The sequence below is a fragment of the Geobacillus sp. FSL W8-0026 genome (assembly GCF_037966255.1).
Taxonomy (GTDB): Bacteria; Bacillota; Bacilli; order Bacillales; family Anoxybacillaceae; genus Geobacillus; species Geobacillus icigianus.
The window spans coordinates 1,864,354-1,878,052 of sequence record NZ_CP150194.1 but is presented as its reverse complement, the minus strand read 5'-3'; the positions used below and the strand labels follow the sequence as shown (position 1 = coordinate 1,878,052).

The 13,699-nt window shown below is 53.6% G+C and carries 13 protein-coding genes; 9 read left to right on the top strand and 4 right to left on the bottom strand.

Going from position 1 to position 13,699, the window contains the following annotated elements:
* Positions 1 to 116: 116 nt before the first annotated feature.
* From NST29_RS09375 to NST29_RS09355, 5 genes are all read left to right on the top strand, one after another.
* Positions 117 to 551, top strand: a complete 435-nt coding sequence (locus NST29_RS09375; RefSeq protein WP_339232074.1) for a DMT family transporter — start codon at positions 117 to 119, stop codon at positions 549 to 551.
* A 93-nt stretch (positions 552 to 644) separates the two neighbouring features.
* Positions 645 to 2,774 (top strand): YhgE/Pip domain-containing protein, encoded by a 2,130-nt coding sequence (locus NST29_RS09370; RefSeq protein WP_033022592.1) that lies wholly within the window; start codon positions 645 to 647, stop codon positions 2,772 to 2,774.
* Positions 2,775 to 2,930: 156 nt separating this feature from the next.
* Positions 2,931 to 3,095, top strand: a complete 165-nt coding sequence (locus tag NST29_RS09365; protein ID WP_197055023.1) for a hypothetical protein — start codon at positions 2,931 to 2,933, stop codon at positions 3,093 to 3,095.
* A 53-nt stretch (positions 3,096 to 3,148) separates the two neighbouring features.
* The gene (locus NST29_RS09360) at positions 3,149 to 4,228 is read left to right on the top strand and encodes a nitric oxide synthase oxygenase (protein ID WP_033022633.1); all 1,080 of its coding nucleotides are present in this window, start codon (positions 3,149 to 3,151) and stop codon (positions 4,226 to 4,228) included.
* Positions 4,225 to 5,010 carry an ABC transporter ATP-binding protein gene (locus tag NST29_RS09355; RefSeq protein ID WP_061912084.1) on the top strand — a complete coding sequence of 262 codons (786 nt, stop codon included), beginning with the start codon at positions 4,225 to 4,227 and terminating at the stop codon, positions 5,008 to 5,010. Before NST29_RS09360 ends, NST29_RS09355 begins: the two co-directional genes overlap by 4 nt.
* A 282-nt stretch (positions 5,011 to 5,292) precedes the next feature.
* Here NST29_RS09355 and NST29_RS09350 read toward each other — a convergent pair whose 3' ends face one another.
* From NST29_RS09350 to NST29_RS09340, 3 genes are all read right to left on the bottom strand, one after another.
* The gene (locus NST29_RS09350) at positions 5,293 to 6,138 is read right to left on the bottom strand and encodes a serine/threonine-protein kinase (RefSeq protein WP_061912083.1); all 846 of its coding nucleotides are present in this window, start codon (positions 6,136 to 6,138) and stop codon (positions 5,293 to 5,295) included.
* On the bottom strand, positions 6,138 to 6,335 hold the full coding sequence (locus NST29_RS09345; protein ID WP_033022588.1) for a hypothetical protein: 198 nt from the start codon (positions 6,333 to 6,335) through the stop codon (positions 6,138 to 6,140). The genes NST29_RS09350 and NST29_RS09345 overlap by 1 nt, the downstream gene beginning before the upstream one ends.
* A gap of 269 nt (positions 6,336 to 6,604) precedes the next feature.
* A complete protein-coding gene (locus tag NST29_RS09340; RefSeq protein ID WP_061912082.1) occupies positions 6,605 to 8,695 on the bottom strand; it encodes a DNA topoisomerase III in 2,091 nt (696 codons plus the stop codon).
* Positions 8,696 to 8,893: 198 nt separating this feature from the next.
* Between NST29_RS09340 and NST29_RS09335 the strand changes: the two genes are divergently transcribed.
* From NST29_RS09335 to NST29_RS09320, 4 genes are read left to right on the top strand one after another with little or no spacing between them, the layout of a single operon-like run.
* Positions 8,894 to 10,267, top strand: a complete 1,374-nt coding sequence (locus NST29_RS09335; protein ID WP_033843879.1) for an ATP-binding protein — start codon at positions 8,894 to 8,896, stop codon at positions 10,265 to 10,267.
* Between the two features lie 2 nt (positions 10,268 to 10,269).
* Positions 10,270 to 10,950 carry a response regulator transcription factor gene (locus NST29_RS09330; protein ID WP_033844918.1) on the top strand — a complete coding sequence of 227 codons (681 nt, stop codon included), beginning with the start codon at positions 10,270 to 10,272 and terminating at the stop codon, positions 10,948 to 10,950.
* A gap of 31 nt (positions 10,951 to 10,981) precedes the next feature.
* A complete protein-coding gene (locus NST29_RS09325) occupies positions 10,982 to 11,188 on the top strand; it encodes a hypothetical protein (RefSeq protein WP_172418429.1) in 207 nt (68 codons plus the stop codon).
* Between the two features lie 49 nt (positions 11,189 to 11,237).
* Positions 11,238 to 11,804, top strand: a complete 567-nt coding sequence (locus tag NST29_RS09320) for a YdhK family protein (protein ID WP_033843878.1) — start codon at positions 11,238 to 11,240, stop codon at positions 11,802 to 11,804.
* Positions 11,805 to 12,284: 480 nt separating this feature from the next.
* On the opposite strand, the gene NST29_RS09315 is transcribed toward NST29_RS09320, so the two are convergent.
* Entirely contained in the window at positions 12,285 to 13,658 is a 1,374-nt protein-coding gene (locus tag NST29_RS09315; protein ID WP_061912081.1) for an amino acid permease, read from the bottom strand.
* Positions 13,659 to 13,699 lie beyond the last annotated feature (41 nt).

Sequence of the window (13,699 nt, the reverse complement as noted above, 5' to 3'; positions counted from 1 at the left end):
AGCGGCCGGCTCCTTTTCATCGCTTTTTTCGCTTCCTGTTCGCGAGAAAGAGCGTGTTTGGCTTGAATCGGACGTATGTCCAGCAAAGAGGATAGAGAAAAAGGAGGAAAAGGTGGATGAAGTGGTTATGGATGACGATGGCTTTAGCGGCCGGGATGGCCGTTTCCGTACAGGCGGGGGTGAACGGCGGCCTCGGCAGACGGGTCGGGGTGCTTGAAGGGGCGTTCGTTTCGTTTTTCATCGGAACGATCGTCTTATTTTTCGTGCAGTTGTTTTTCGGAAAAGGCGAGCTCATCGCCATGTTTTCCGTGCCGAAATGGCAGCTGACGGGCGGCATTCTCGGCGCTTTTTACGTGTTTGTTATGGTGCTCATCGTTCCGAAACTTGGCGTTGCCAATTCATTGGTGGCCGTGATCGCCGGACAGCTCGTGATGAGTTCGCTTGTTGATCATTTCGGATTGTTCGGCGGACAGCGCATCCCGTTTGACCTGACGCGCTTCGCCGCCATGGGGTTTCTGTTTTTGGCGCTTTGGCTTTTTTTTCGCAAATGAACAGCAGGATGGGCTAGGTAGGTTTCATTTTCCCATGATCCGCTCATACTAACAACAGCATGATCGACTGAAAAGAAAAGGAAGCGGATCAAAGTGAAACAAGCATGGCGCATTTATGTGAACGACTTGAAACATCTCATGACCAACTGGGTGGCTGCCACCTTGGCTCTTGGTCTGATTATTCTCCCGTCGCTTTACGCTTGGATCAATGTAGAGGCTTCGATCGACCCTTACGCTCATACAGCGCATTTACCGGTCGGCGTAGTGAACGAAGACCGCGGGGCGGAGCTCGCCGGTCGCCGGTTTCACGCTGGCGATGAGATCATCCGCACCTTAAAAACGAACCATCAGTTAGGGTGGCGATTTGTCACGCGGAAACAAGGAATGGAAGGCGTCGAGAGTGGAGCGTACTTCGCGACGATCATCATTCCAGCTGATTTCTCCGCTAAATTGGCAACTGTAGTCGAAGAGCGTCCGCAGAGGGCGGTGATTTACTATTATGAAAATGACAAACAAAACGCTATCGCCCCCAAAATCACCGAACGCGGAGCAAGCACGTTGTCAGCGCAAGTCAGCGATGAATTTGCAAGAGTGGTGAACACCGCGTTGTTTTCCTTGTTTCGTCAAGCGGGAGTGACGCTAGAACAGCAACTTCCTGCCATTCGCCGCGTTGAGGCGCTCGTTTTTCGTCTCGAACATGAATTGCCGGTAATTGAGCGCCAATTGGAAGCTTTGGATCGCGATGTAAGGGAGGCGAGAGCATTGATTCGTACAGGCCGCGAGCTTCTGCCGGACGCCAAAATCGCGGTGCAACGCGGTTTCGAATGGATGAACCACATTGAGAAGATGTTCACGCAAGTCCGGTCTTCTTTTTCCTTATGGGAAAAGCCGGTGGAAATGACGGTTGAGACGCTCCGCTCCTTTCCTCTTTCCTTTGCCGAACAGACGCCGCAGCTTCCCGATACGCCGGAAACGCGGGCGCGCTGGGCAACTCTTGTCGAACAGGCTGCCACAGACGCCGACTCGTTGGTTCAGCGGTTGCGTCGAATATTGCGAACGTGGGAGGGGGCTGTCGAGCCTTCTTCGCTGCAACTTGTCGAGCGCGCCGTGAGCCGTATCGAGCGGACATTGGCATCGGTTCAAGAATCTGCCCGACTAGTGAGACAGCATCCGACAGATGCCGAAAGACAAATCGATGAGCTGCGTCAACAACTCCATTCATTGGACGCGCAGGCGCAGCAACTTGATCAAGCCTATCGCCGACGGTTGTTGCCGTTGTTGCGAGCGAAATGGGATCAAGCGGAGAAGCAAGTGCATCAGGCGAAGCAAACTCTCCTCCGCATGAATCAAGAGTTAAATGAAGCGAAGCAATGGTTGGCAACGACCGACCGTGATTTGGCGGCCGCCCAGCAAGCGCTGAAGACCGCTCGCGCTCAATATCCCTTTCTTTCCCGGCAAGTTCGCGAGCTGGCCGCTTTTCTCTCGAAAATAAAAAGTGAAACGAACATCGATGAACTGATTCGCCTGTTGAAACAAGATCCTCGGGCGAAAGGGGCGTTTTTAGCCCATCCGGTTGATGTGCAGACGTTCCGCTTGTTCCCGTTGCCGAACTACGGTTCAGGCATGAACCCATTTTACACGGTCCTAGCCATATGGGTAGGGTGTTTGTTGCTTGTTTCCGTCTTGTCGACCGAACCTTCTTCGTTTTCGGAAGCGCATGAGCGAGAAAGATATGTCGGACGGCTGTTGACATTTTGGACGTTGAATGCTTTGCAGGTGATGGTCGTCACAGCGGGATCGGCGTTTGTCTTGCCGAATATTTTCGTCCGTGAACCGGGATGGTTCATGGCGTTTGGTCTTTTGTGCGGCTTTGTCTTTATGGCGGTAGTTTTTTCGCTTGTCTCCTTGTTCGGAAATGTTGGAAAAGCGATGGCGATCGTGCTGCTCGTCTTGCAAATTGCCGGGGCGGGAGGCACGTATCCGGTCGAGCTCGTCCCTCCGTTCTTCCAACAGTTCACCCCTTGGCTGCCGTTTACTTATGCCATCGATTTTATGCGCGAGGCAGTCGGCGGGATCGTATGGGAAAATGTCGAGCATGATGTCAAGCGGCTTCTCCTATTTGCCGTCGCCGCGCTTTTGGCTGGACTTTTGCTGAAGGGGCCATTGGGTCCATGGATGCGCGCGCTAAAGGAAAAAGTCGTTCGAAGCGGGCTGTTTCATTGAAAATTTTTGTTCCTTTCTTTTGAAAGCATCTGCTACAATAGAGGGGGAGAGCGTTGCTCCATTCTCAGTTGCCCCGCGGGAGCGACAGCTTGCAGCAATAGTATGGCTGTCGCACGATGGAAGGGCGTTCCACGCAGGGGAAAAGGGGAGAGAATCATGTTGATCCATCGACTGCTCGGTTTCGCGCTCATTTTTTTTGCCGTTTCGATGTTGGTTGAGCAAATGTGGTGGGTCGGGGGCATTTGTCTCCTCATCGGCATCGGAATGACCGCGAAGAGTTTCGGTTATGGAAAATGGAGGAAGAAGAAGCATACATGGTAAACAGCGAGAAGAATACGGAACAACCAAAGCGGAGACAGCATGATCGGCCATTGATGAAAAAAGCGGAACAGTTTATTACGGCAAGCTATCGGGAGCTTGGAAAAAGTGAGAAAGAAATGAAGCGGCGGTTGAACGAAATCCGCTGGGAAGTGGAACAAACCGGCACATATAGCCATACGTACGAAGAGTTAAGCTACGGGGCTAAGATGGCTTGGCGGCATAGCAATCGCTGCATCGGTCGCCTGTTTTGGCAATCGCTCCATGTCATTGATGCGAGAGAGGCAGCGACTGTTGACGAGGTGTTTTCTTATCTGTTCCATCATATTGAGTTTGCGACCAATGGGGGGAAAATCCGGCCTGCGATCACGATCTTCCGTCCAAATGGGGAAGTGCGCATTTGGAATCATCAACTAATTCGGTATGCCGGTTATGAAACTGAAGAAGGGATGATCGGCGACCCATCCTCCCTCACTTTCACTCGCGCCTGTGAACAGCTTGGGTGGAAGGGGGAAAAGACGCCCTTTGACGTGCTTCCTTTGGTGATCCAAGTAGGCGGCCAACAGCCTGTTTGGACACCGATTCCGAAAGAATTGGTGCTGGAGGTGCCAATCGAACACCCAGAGTTTCCGTGGTTTCGCGATCTGCAGGTAAAATGGTACGCCGTCCCGATGATTTCAGATATGTGTCTAGAAATTGGCGGCATTAGCTATATGGCCGCACCGTTTAACGGGTGGTACATGGGCACGGAAATTGGCGCCCGCAATTTTGCCGATGACAATCGCTACAACATGCTTCCGAAAGTGGCCTCTTGCATGGGGCTTGACACCAGCTCCAACGCATCATTATGGAAAGATAAGGCGTTGGTCGAATGGAACATCGCTGTTTTATATTCCTACAAAAAGGCGGGCGTCAGCATCGTTGATCATCATACCGCCGCGCGCCAATTTCAGTTGTTTGAACAGCAAGAAAACGCAGCCGGGCGCCATGTCACCGGCGACTGGACATGGCTGATTCCGCCATTGTCTCCGGCGACAACGCACATTTTTCATCGGTCGTATGACAACACGACCATGTTGCCCAACTTTTTCGATCAAGATCGTCCATATGAACCACAAAGGGGAGAGGGACAATGACCGTCATCATCCGCATGCGCAACGTGTCATGGATGCGGGGGACGCGCGCGATTTTGCATGAAATCGATTGGGAAATGAAAGAAGGCGAGCAATGGGCGATTCTTGGCCTCAATGGCTCCGGGAAAACATCGCTTCTTAACATCGTCACAGGCTATCAATACCCGACGCGCGGGGAAGTGGAAGTATTAGGGTATCGATTTGGACAGGCGAGTCTGCCGGAGTTGCGACGGCATATTGGGTTTGTCAGCAGCTCGCTCCTTGATCAATTTCACGACACGCTGCAGACCGAGACGGTTGAAGATGTCATCCTCAGCGGCACGTTTGCGACGATTGGTTTGTATGATGCTGTCACCGATCACGAGCGGGCGAAAGTGGAATCGTTCATGGAAGCGTTCCGTTTGCAAGCGGTCAGGGGAAAACCATACGGGACGCTTTCCCAAGGGGAAAAGCGGAAAGCATTGATCGCTCGAGCGTTGATGGCGAACCCGAAGCTGCTTATTTTGGACGAGCCGACCGTTGGCCTTGACTTATTGGCGCGGGAAGACATTTTATCCTTGATGACGCAAATCACCGCCCGGTCGTGCCACGTGTTATACGTCACCCATTATATTGAAGAAATTGTCGAATCGATCACCCATGTGCTGCTTTTGCAGGACGGGCGCATCGCCGCCGCGGGACGAAAAGAGGACGTATTAACCAATGAACGGCTTTCCGAAGCGTTTCGTCTTCCGATTCGTGTTCATTGGGAACACGGCCGGCCGTGGGTATCGCTGGGACGTTGAAGATGGATGGACTACTGGCTCCCTAAGGTGTGAAGACCATATCAGGAGCCCCTCCAACCATAAAAATGCGAAAAGCATGTAACAACCATCTAGTTACCTGCACGATCATCCAGTTTTTCCTTGCCGGAAGAGTTGATGGAAAGATGGACGGAAATGTTTCGAATGGTGTTTTTCTTTAATGGGATGAGGCCGCTTTGTTCCCGCTGCTTCCATTGCTGAACATTGTGTCGGTACAATTGATCCGATACATTCAACGTGTCAATGTTTCGCTTGATCCCCCATTCATATGCTTGTTGGATTTCCTGCTTTGACCGTTTGCGCCTGGCTGCGCTCAGCCAATAGCTGCCTGACATCCATCATCAGCTCGTTGATGTGATCATACGGCGCATCCAGCTGCAACATTTTCCGCAAGATCGCCCGAGCTTTCGGAGACAGATCCAGCTCTTCCTCCCAGCTTTTTTCCTCCTCGCTCGTCGGTTCGTAAGCCGAATATAACAAGAATAAGGTGAAATGCCCCAGTGCATAAAAATCGCTTCGCGGATGCGGTTCGCGCCGCAGCCGCTTTTCAAGCGGATCGTCGTCGCGCCATTCCGCTGATTCGCCGATATAGCACGCCAAGCCAAAGTCAATGACAAAGACGGTTCCTTGCCGCCAAATGATGTTCGGAATGCGCAAATCGCGATGGACGATGCCCAAAGCGTGAATGAACCGTACAACGTCAAGCACATCAAGCAACAATCGAAACGCGGTTCGTTCCGTGTACGTGACCCCGCGGTGAAAAATGTGATCTTCCACCGTCTCCCCGTCGATATACTCCATCACGAGGTAGGGCTGTCCGCGTTCCACAAATCGGTCATGCAGCATCGGAATTTGCGGGTGGCGCAAGCGCGCGAGCATTTCGGCTTCGCGCTGAAGCAGGCGGCGGCCGTCTTCCCCTTTTGTCCGCCGCGCCTGTTTGATGACGACAAGGCGCCCAGTGTCATGATCGCGCCCTTTGTAGGCGATGCCGTAGCTGCCCATCCCGAGCTCTTCGATCACTTCATAGCGGCGGTGAACGATCTCACCGCTTCGATGCGGCCGGTCAAACCAGCGGGCGACGAGCGGGTGGCGTTCCATGAATCGCTTCATCAGCTGCCGAAGAAGCTCGAGAAGAAACTGCCGCTATGATGCTTCTTTTTGTAATGGTGATGACCGTACTGGGACGGGTGCTGGTGCGAATGATATTTCGGGCCGTAATGGTGGTAATCGCTGCTGCTATAATGCTTTTTATAGTGCGACGAGTGATGATGCTGGCCCAACAACGCTTTGAACAACTTCTTTAACATCATGATCGCTCCTTTACAGTAGGTTTTACTTATATATACGGAACCGCAAAAAGAAAGTTTCGGTTGCCGATCGCTCATTCATCCGCCCGCGTTGTGAGAGAGGGAGGCCAATCCGCTTCAGTAGGCAAATCCATCGAACCGCAGCAGCGATGCTCCGCGCCATTCGTTTTCGAATAAGAACCGCCAGCGTTGGTGCGGCTGGCGGTTCGTTCGGCGCTGATGTTTTTTCCACCACGTCTTTCGGCAGGGAGGCAAATGGTTTTTCGCGCTTATTCTTTGTTTTCAAGCGCCTGCTTGAGCAATTCTCCGAGATTGGTGCCAAACGATTCGTTCGTTGCGCTGTATTTTTTGAGCAGCGCCCGTTCCGTTCCTTTCGTGGTGGTGCGTTTCGTTTCTTCCGCTTTTTCCACGACGTTGCACGGGCGGCATTGGAAATAGAGCCCGGCTTTCCCTTCGTGCATTTCCATGCGCCGATGGCATTGTGGGCAGCGGCGGTTCGAGAGCTTCGGGTCGCGCCTCCGCCGGTAGCGGCATGATAAATTCGAGCAGACGAGCATCCGCCCGTCTTTCGTTTTCCGCTCTTTTAAGAGCGCGCCGCATTCCGGGCAAGTGAGCTGGGTAAGGTTCGGCGCTTTGTATACGCGCTCGCTCTGCTTGATTTCGGCGACAAGCTGCTCCGTCTGCCGGCGGATGTGGGCCAAAAACTGTTTCGGATTCCCTTTTCCGCGGGCGATGGCCTCGAGTTCCCGCTCCCAGCGGGCGGTCAACTCCGGCGATTTCAGTTCCTCATGGACGAGCTCGATCAGTTGTTTTCCTTTTTTCGTCGGATAAAAGCGGCCGTCTTTCCGCTCGACGACTTCCGTTTCGACGAGCCGCTCGATGATGTCCGCTCTTGTCGCCGGCGTGCCGAGCCCGTATTTCTCCATTTGCGCGAGCAAGTCGGCCTCCGAGTAACGGGACGGCGGTTCGGTGAACGATCGTTCCATCTCAAGCTGCACCGGTGCGAGCGTTTGGCCTTCCGATAGATGGAATGGTGTCGGTTTCACTTCTGTTTCTTCCTTGCCAAGAACGGTTCGAAACCCTGCGTTGACGACCGCTGTTTCCCGGGCGACAAACGTCTCGCCGGCGATTTCGAAAGTGGCGGTTGTCGTTTCATATTCATACGGCGGGTAAAAGAGCGCCAAAAAGCGGCGGGCGATCATGTCATACAGCTTGCGCTCATCGGCCGACAGCTTCCCGAGGTCGAGCCGTTCATCGGTCGGAATGATGGCGTGGTGGTCCGTCACTTTGTCATCTTGAAACACCCGATGGGCCGCTTTGACCTTGCCCTTGGCAAGCAGCGGAGCAATGATGTCCTCATACCCTGATTTCATCGCCGAAAGCCGCTCTGTCATCGTCGATGCCATGTCGCTTGGCAAATAACGAGAATCGGTGCGCGGATACGTGACGAGCTTGTGCTGTTCATACAGCCGCTGCAACACCGAGAGCGTCTTTTTCGCCGAAAAGCCAAACCGCTTGTTCGCCTCCCGCTGCAGCTCAGTCAAGTCATATGGCAGCGGGGCCGGTTCGCTTTTCCGTTTCCGCTTGACCGATGTGACGCGCGCCGGCTGGCCGTTGAGACGAGCCATCAGCCCGTTGGCCTCGTCTTGATCAAACAGCCGCTTCCCGCCGTGCCGTTCCCATGTCGCCGTAACCGAACCGATGCGGGCATGAATCGTCCAATACGGAACGGGCACAAACGATTGAATCTCCCGCTCGCGTTCGATGATCATCGCCAGCGTCGGCGTTTGCACGCGCCCGGCCGAGAGCGGGTCGTTGTATTTCGTTGTTAGGGCGCGCGTCACGTTCAACCCGATCAGCCAGTCGGCTTCGGCGCGGCAGACGGCTGATTCATACAGCCGGTCAAACTGCGCCCCGGGCTTTAACTGGCGAAACCCGTCGCGGATGGCTTGATCGGTTTGCGACGAAATCCATAAACGCCAAATCGGCTTCGTCCAGCCGATTTTTTGCAAAATCCAGCGCGCGACCAGCTCTCCTTCGCGGCCGGCGTCGGTCGCAATAATGCAATCTTTCACATCGCGGCGTTTGGCCAAATGTTCAATGGCGCGAAACTGGTAGCTCGTTTGCCGGATCACTTTCAAGCCCATTTGTTTCGGAATAATCGGCAAATCCTCGAGCCGCCACGTTTCGTATTTCCGGTCATAGTCTTCTGGCATTTTGAGTTCGACCAAATGCCCAAGCGCCCACGTGACGATGTAGCGCGGTCCTTCCATATACGATTTATGCGTTTCTTTGCAGCCGAGCACGCGGGCAATGTCGCGGGCGACGCTCGGCTTTTCCGCTAACACGAGCGATTTCATAAAAAAACTCCTTTCTGTCGTCTCCCACTGAGTGCGGTCTGTTTATTAGTATAATGGAAGAAAGAAAAAGACGCATCCGCTAGGCTTGGTTCCTAACGAAACGATGTGGCAAGCTTGTCCATACTTTCTGCACATGTTCAAGGTAAAATAGAAAAGGTGAAACGACCATGCCGTTTTGATCGATAAGGAGAGAATCACGTGCGAAAGCTTTCTTGGAAACTTGGCCTGCTGTTTTTTGCCTTTGTTTTGGCCGTGGAACTGGTGCTGTTCATTTCCCTCTATGCGACGCTTGTTCACGCGCGCATCGAGGAAGAATTCGCGCAGCTTCTGGCGCGGGGAAACAGCCATCGCAATGTGCTGGAAAAAAATTACGATCGCACAACGGTTGAGCATGTTGTTATGATGGAGTCCGAAGCTGAAACCGATGTCGTCATTACCGATGCTAGACGCCACATTGTATCTGCGTCTAGCGGCATCGTCCCGTTTGCGAGGCAACTGATTCCGTTGACTTACGGGCGCTCCATTCCCCGCGAAGGCATGATGGTCGAAACCGATTGGAAGCGGGCGTCTCATATCGCCGCTGTCAGCCCGATTCAAATCAAGGGCGAAACAAGAGGATATGTGTATATGTTTCAAGACACTCGCTCGATTCGGACGATGGTATATAAACTGAAGCATCATTTTGTTGTCGTCGGTGTGCTGTCCGTGGCGATTACGATGATGACGATCGCCTTTTTCTCCCGCGCCATCACGATGCCGCTTCTTCGCATGAAGCGGGCGACCGAAGCGCTCAGCCGAGGCGATTTTTCCGTGCGCGTCGAAGTGAAAGGAGACGATGAGCTGGCGCAGTTAGGCAAAGCCATTCAAACGCTGGCGAACGATTTAGCGTATTTGAAACAAGAACGGAGCGAATTTTTAGCGAGCATCTCCCATGAATTGCGCACGCCGCTGACGTATGTGAAAGGGTACGCGGACATCGCTAGACGGCCGCACCTTGCCGAGGACGAGCGAATCAAATACGCGACGATCATTTATGAAGAGGCGGAAAAGATCGAAAAAATGGTGAAAGACTTGTTTGAACTAGCTAAACTCGAGCGGCACTCGTTCCAGATCGAAACGCAACCGACCGATCTTTGTTTATTTTTTGCCAAACTATGCGAAAAGCTGCGCCCGGCGTTTCAGGAAAAATCGCTGTCGCTTGTGTGTCAGTGCCCCGGTTCGGTCACAGCGGAGATCGACCAGGAGCGGTTTGAGCAAGTGATGATCAACGTGCTCGACAACGCGCGGAAATACGCGTTTCCTGGCACAACGGTGGAGATTGCCGTCTATCCGCAAAAACGCGAGGTCGTCGTGGCCGTTTCCGATCAAGGGGTCGGCATCCCGCCGGAAGACGTGCCCCGGATTTTCGAGCGGTTTTATCGGGTTGATAAATCGCGATCGCGGACAAGCGGCGGGACCGGACTCGGTTTGGCCATTGCCAAAGAAATCGTCGAGGCGCACGGGGGAACGATCGCCGCTCGAAGTGAACAAGGAAAAGGAACGACCATCCTCATGACGCTGCCGGAGGGATGACGATGTATACGTTGTTGTTGGTCGATGATGAAGAGCGGATGCTGGATTTATTGGAATTGTATTTAGCGCCGAACGGCTACCGCTGCGTGAAGCGGCGTTCGGGCGCGGAAGCTATTGACTATTTGCGGCATCATCACGCCGATTTGGTGCTGCTCGATGTGATGATGCCAGAACTCGACGGATGGGAAACGTGTCGCCGCATCCGCTCATTTTCCGATGTTCCGATCATGATGGTCACCGCCCGCGACGAGCCGACCGATATTGTCCAAGGATTGAAAATCGGAGCGGACGATTATGTGACGAAACCATTTCATGAAGCGGAGTTGCTTGCACGCATTGAAGCGGTGCTGCGCCGTACAGCCGGCAACTATTCCGCCATTCGCGCGGCCGGGCTTGTGTGGGATGAACAAGAACATACGGTTCGCTACGGAGAAACACCGATTGCGCTGACACCGAAAGAGTTTGCCATTTTAGGGCTGTTGTTAACACACCCGAATCAAGTGTTCAGCCGCGGGCAAATCATTGCATCGCTATGGGGTTATCTCGCTGACACAGAAGAAAGAACCGTTGACTCCCACATGAAAAACATTCGGGAAAAATTGCGTAAAGCGGGGTTCCCCGCGGACGACTATTTGCAGACGGTGTGGGGCGTTGGCTACAAATGGAACGGGCACAAGTCATAACCATTTTCGAAAAGAGAGGCGTTTGGGGCAAATGGAAGAACGGATGATTGAGTTTCTTCAAGCATACGGCGAAGCGGCGTACTTCTTGAGTCTAGCCTGTAATGTGACGATCAGTGTGCTCGAGGTCGTCCCAAGCGCCTTTTTGACTGCCGCCAAATTGACCGTTTTTCGGGTTTTGGCCCGGTTTTTGGACCGTGCACGGCCGCCGCTTTTTGCCCAATCAAGACCATCTCCATAAAATCTGCACAAATGTCGGGTATGCTAACAAGGCAAGGAGGGTGAAAACGATGAAAAAATTAAAAATGTTGCTAGGGACCACTTCGGTTATGGCAGCGCTCTTGTTATCCGCCTGCACCGGTGCAGACGACAACCAAATGTCAAAAGAAAATACGGCTTCTCACACCGGTCATGAGGGAATGAACCACTCGGGTTCAGGAGAGGTGCCGGCTGGATTGAAGGAAGCGAAACAGCCAGCCTATCCGGTTGGAAGCAAAGTCATCATTCACTCCGACCATATGCCAGGGATGAACGGGGCGGAAGCGACTGTTTCCGGGGCGTTTAACACGACTGTCTATACCGTGACGTATACGCCAACAACAGGTGGTCCTCCGATCAAGAATCATAAATGGGTCATTCACGAAGAAATCGAAAATGCCGGTGACAACAAGTTCCAGCCGGGAGACGAAGTCGTCTTGAGTGCCGACCATATGGAGGGGATGAAAGGCGCGAAAGCCGTCATCGACTCCGTCCAACAAACGACGGTGTATATGGTCGATTACATCGATACAAAGACCGGCGAACAAGTGACCAACCATAAATGGGTGACCGAAGATGAACTGTCGCCGGCGAAATAAGGAATCGACCTTGGCGTCATCCGCACAAGCAAGGGGTTCCGAAGCGGCGAGACGCCCCTTTTCCATGATTCGGTGCACCAACATTGTCCATTGCACGGCAGGGAGGGCCTTAGGGGCATCCCTGTTGTTTTTTATGGGCATCAAGGTAGAATGACATCAAGCGTCTTTTCGATGGCAGAAAGTGTGAGCGAGAAAATCCTCCTCTTTCGGAGGAGGAGAATATGAATAGGGAGAGAAAAACGATGAAATGGTTTTGGCTGGGGGCACGGTTGTTTTGCCTCGGTTGGTTCGTATACGGGGCCGCGGTCAGTTTGTATCGTTTATGGGCCGAGCGGCGAGTGGATGAGCAGGCGCTGATTTTGGCGTTTGGCATGGCGGTCGTTGGTTGGCATGGGAGAAATGGCGGGAGACCAGCGGGGAACGATAAGAGAACAGGCGCCGGCCATAACGGCACAAGCACCTGTTTTCCCGCACTCGTATTCAGGACGATTGTTCATTGGTGTTTTGTTCCGACCGCCGGCTTTGCTTTTCTTTGCTCGCCCCATATATCGACAGAACCGCCAAGATCACAAGGCAAAGAACCGATCCGATTCGATGATCGCGCTGAAATAAAAAGCTCACCCAAATCGCGCCGAGCGACACGACGGCGATGATTGTCGTGTACGGAAATGCTTTGACGCAAAAAAACGGATTCGTGTCGTAATGCGGCCGCAGTTTCAGTTGGGCCGCGCCGATCATCATCCAGACGATCAGCACCGTAAACCCAGGAATCGCCATCAACTCGCCGATGATCCGCCCCGGCGCCAAGTACGCGCCAACGACCCCTAGAGCGATGCAGACGGCGACCATTCCCATCCCGTAAAGCGGAACCCCGTGTCGCGTCGTCCGCAACAAGCGGCGGCTCGCTTCTCCTTGCTCAGCCATCGAAAAGAGCAAGCGAGACGTCGCGTACACCCCCGTATTGGCCGCCGATAAGACGGCCACAAGCAAAACAGCGTTCATCACATGGGCGGCGCCTGGAATGCCGGTGGCCTCGAGCACTTGGACGAACGGGCTGTTTTCCGCTGATACGGCGTTCCATGGCATGATGCCGCAAATGATGGCGATCGGCAGCACATAAAAGCCGATGACCCGCCATATCGTCGTTTGGATCACCCGCGGCAGCACCCGGTCGGCGTCTTTCATCTCCGTCACCGCTACGCCGATCAGCTCGGCTCCGCCGTATGAAAACATGACGACAAGCAAGGCGCTGATCATGCCGACGATCCCATGCGGAAACCAGTCGTCGTACGTCGCATAACGGCTCCATGGGTTTCCGTCCGCTCCTTCAATCACGCCGAACCACATGCCGGCCCCAAGCAAGATGAACACAGCTAGCGCCGCCACTTTCAACCCGGCGAGCCAAAATTCTGCTTCCCCATAGTAGCGAACCGGAAACAAGTTCAGCGCGATGATAAACAGCGCGCAGCTAAGAGCGAGCAGCCAAAGCGGCACCGCCGGCATCCAATAGCGCAAAAAACTGCCTGCCGCCAGCAGCTCGACGACCGTGACCAACGTCCAGTTCGCCCAATACAGCCACCCGACGAGAAACGACCAGCGAAAGCCGAATGCCCGGCGGATCAAATGTTGAACGTTTTCGCCCGGATAGGCGATGGCCATCTCCGCTAAGGCGGCCATAATGAGAAACAACAGCGCGCCGCCGAGAAGATACGTAAGAACAACGCTCGGTCCGGCCATGTGAATCGTATCAGAGCTCCCTTTGAAAATGCCCGTGCCGATCATGCCGCCGAGCGCCATTAGCTGCACATGGCGGGGCAACAGCCCTTTTTGCAATGAGGGGCGGGAATGGTTCATACAGACACAACCTTTCTGACACAAAGCTCATTCTATGATGC

Coding starts and splice junctions, on each gene's coding strand:
- NST29_RS09375 (WP_339232074.1), top strand. CDS start 117: ATGAAGTGGTTATGGATGACGATGGCTTTAGCGGCCGGGATGGCCGTT.
- NST29_RS09365 (WP_197055023.1), top strand. CDS start 2,931: ATGTTGATCCATCGACTGCTCGGTTTCGCGCTCATTTTTTTTGCCGTT.
- NST29_RS09360 (WP_033022633.1), top strand. CDS start 3,149: ATGAAAAAAGCGGAACAGTTTATTACGGCAAGCTATCGGGAGCTTGGA.
- NST29_RS09355 (WP_061912084.1), top strand. CDS start 4,225: ATGACCGTCATCATCCGCATGCGCAACGTGTCATGGATGCGGGGGACG.
- NST29_RS09350 (WP_061912083.1), bottom strand. CDS start 6,138: ATGAAGCGATTCATGGAACGCCACCCGCTCGTCGCCCGCTGGTTTGAC.
- NST29_RS09345 (WP_033022588.1), bottom strand. CDS start 6,335: ATGTTAAAGAAGTTGTTCAAAGCGTTGTTGGGCCAGCATCATCACTCG.
- NST29_RS09340 (WP_061912082.1), bottom strand. CDS start 8,695: ATGAAATCGCTCGTGTTAGCGGAAAAGCCGAGCGTCGCCCGCGACATT.
- NST29_RS09330 (WP_033844918.1), top strand. CDS start 10,270: ATGTATACGTTGTTGTTGGTCGATGATGAAGAGCGGATGCTGGATTTA.
- NST29_RS09325 (WP_172418429.1), top strand. CDS start 10,982: ATGGAAGAACGGATGATTGAGTTTCTTCAAGCATACGGCGAAGCGGCG.
- NST29_RS09320 (WP_033843878.1), top strand. CDS start 11,238: ATGAAAAAATTAAAAATGTTGCTAGGGACCACTTCGGTTATGGCAGCG.
- NST29_RS09315 (WP_061912081.1), bottom strand. CDS start 13,658: ATGAACCATTCCCGCCCCTCATTGCAAAAAGGGCTGTTGCCCCGCCAT.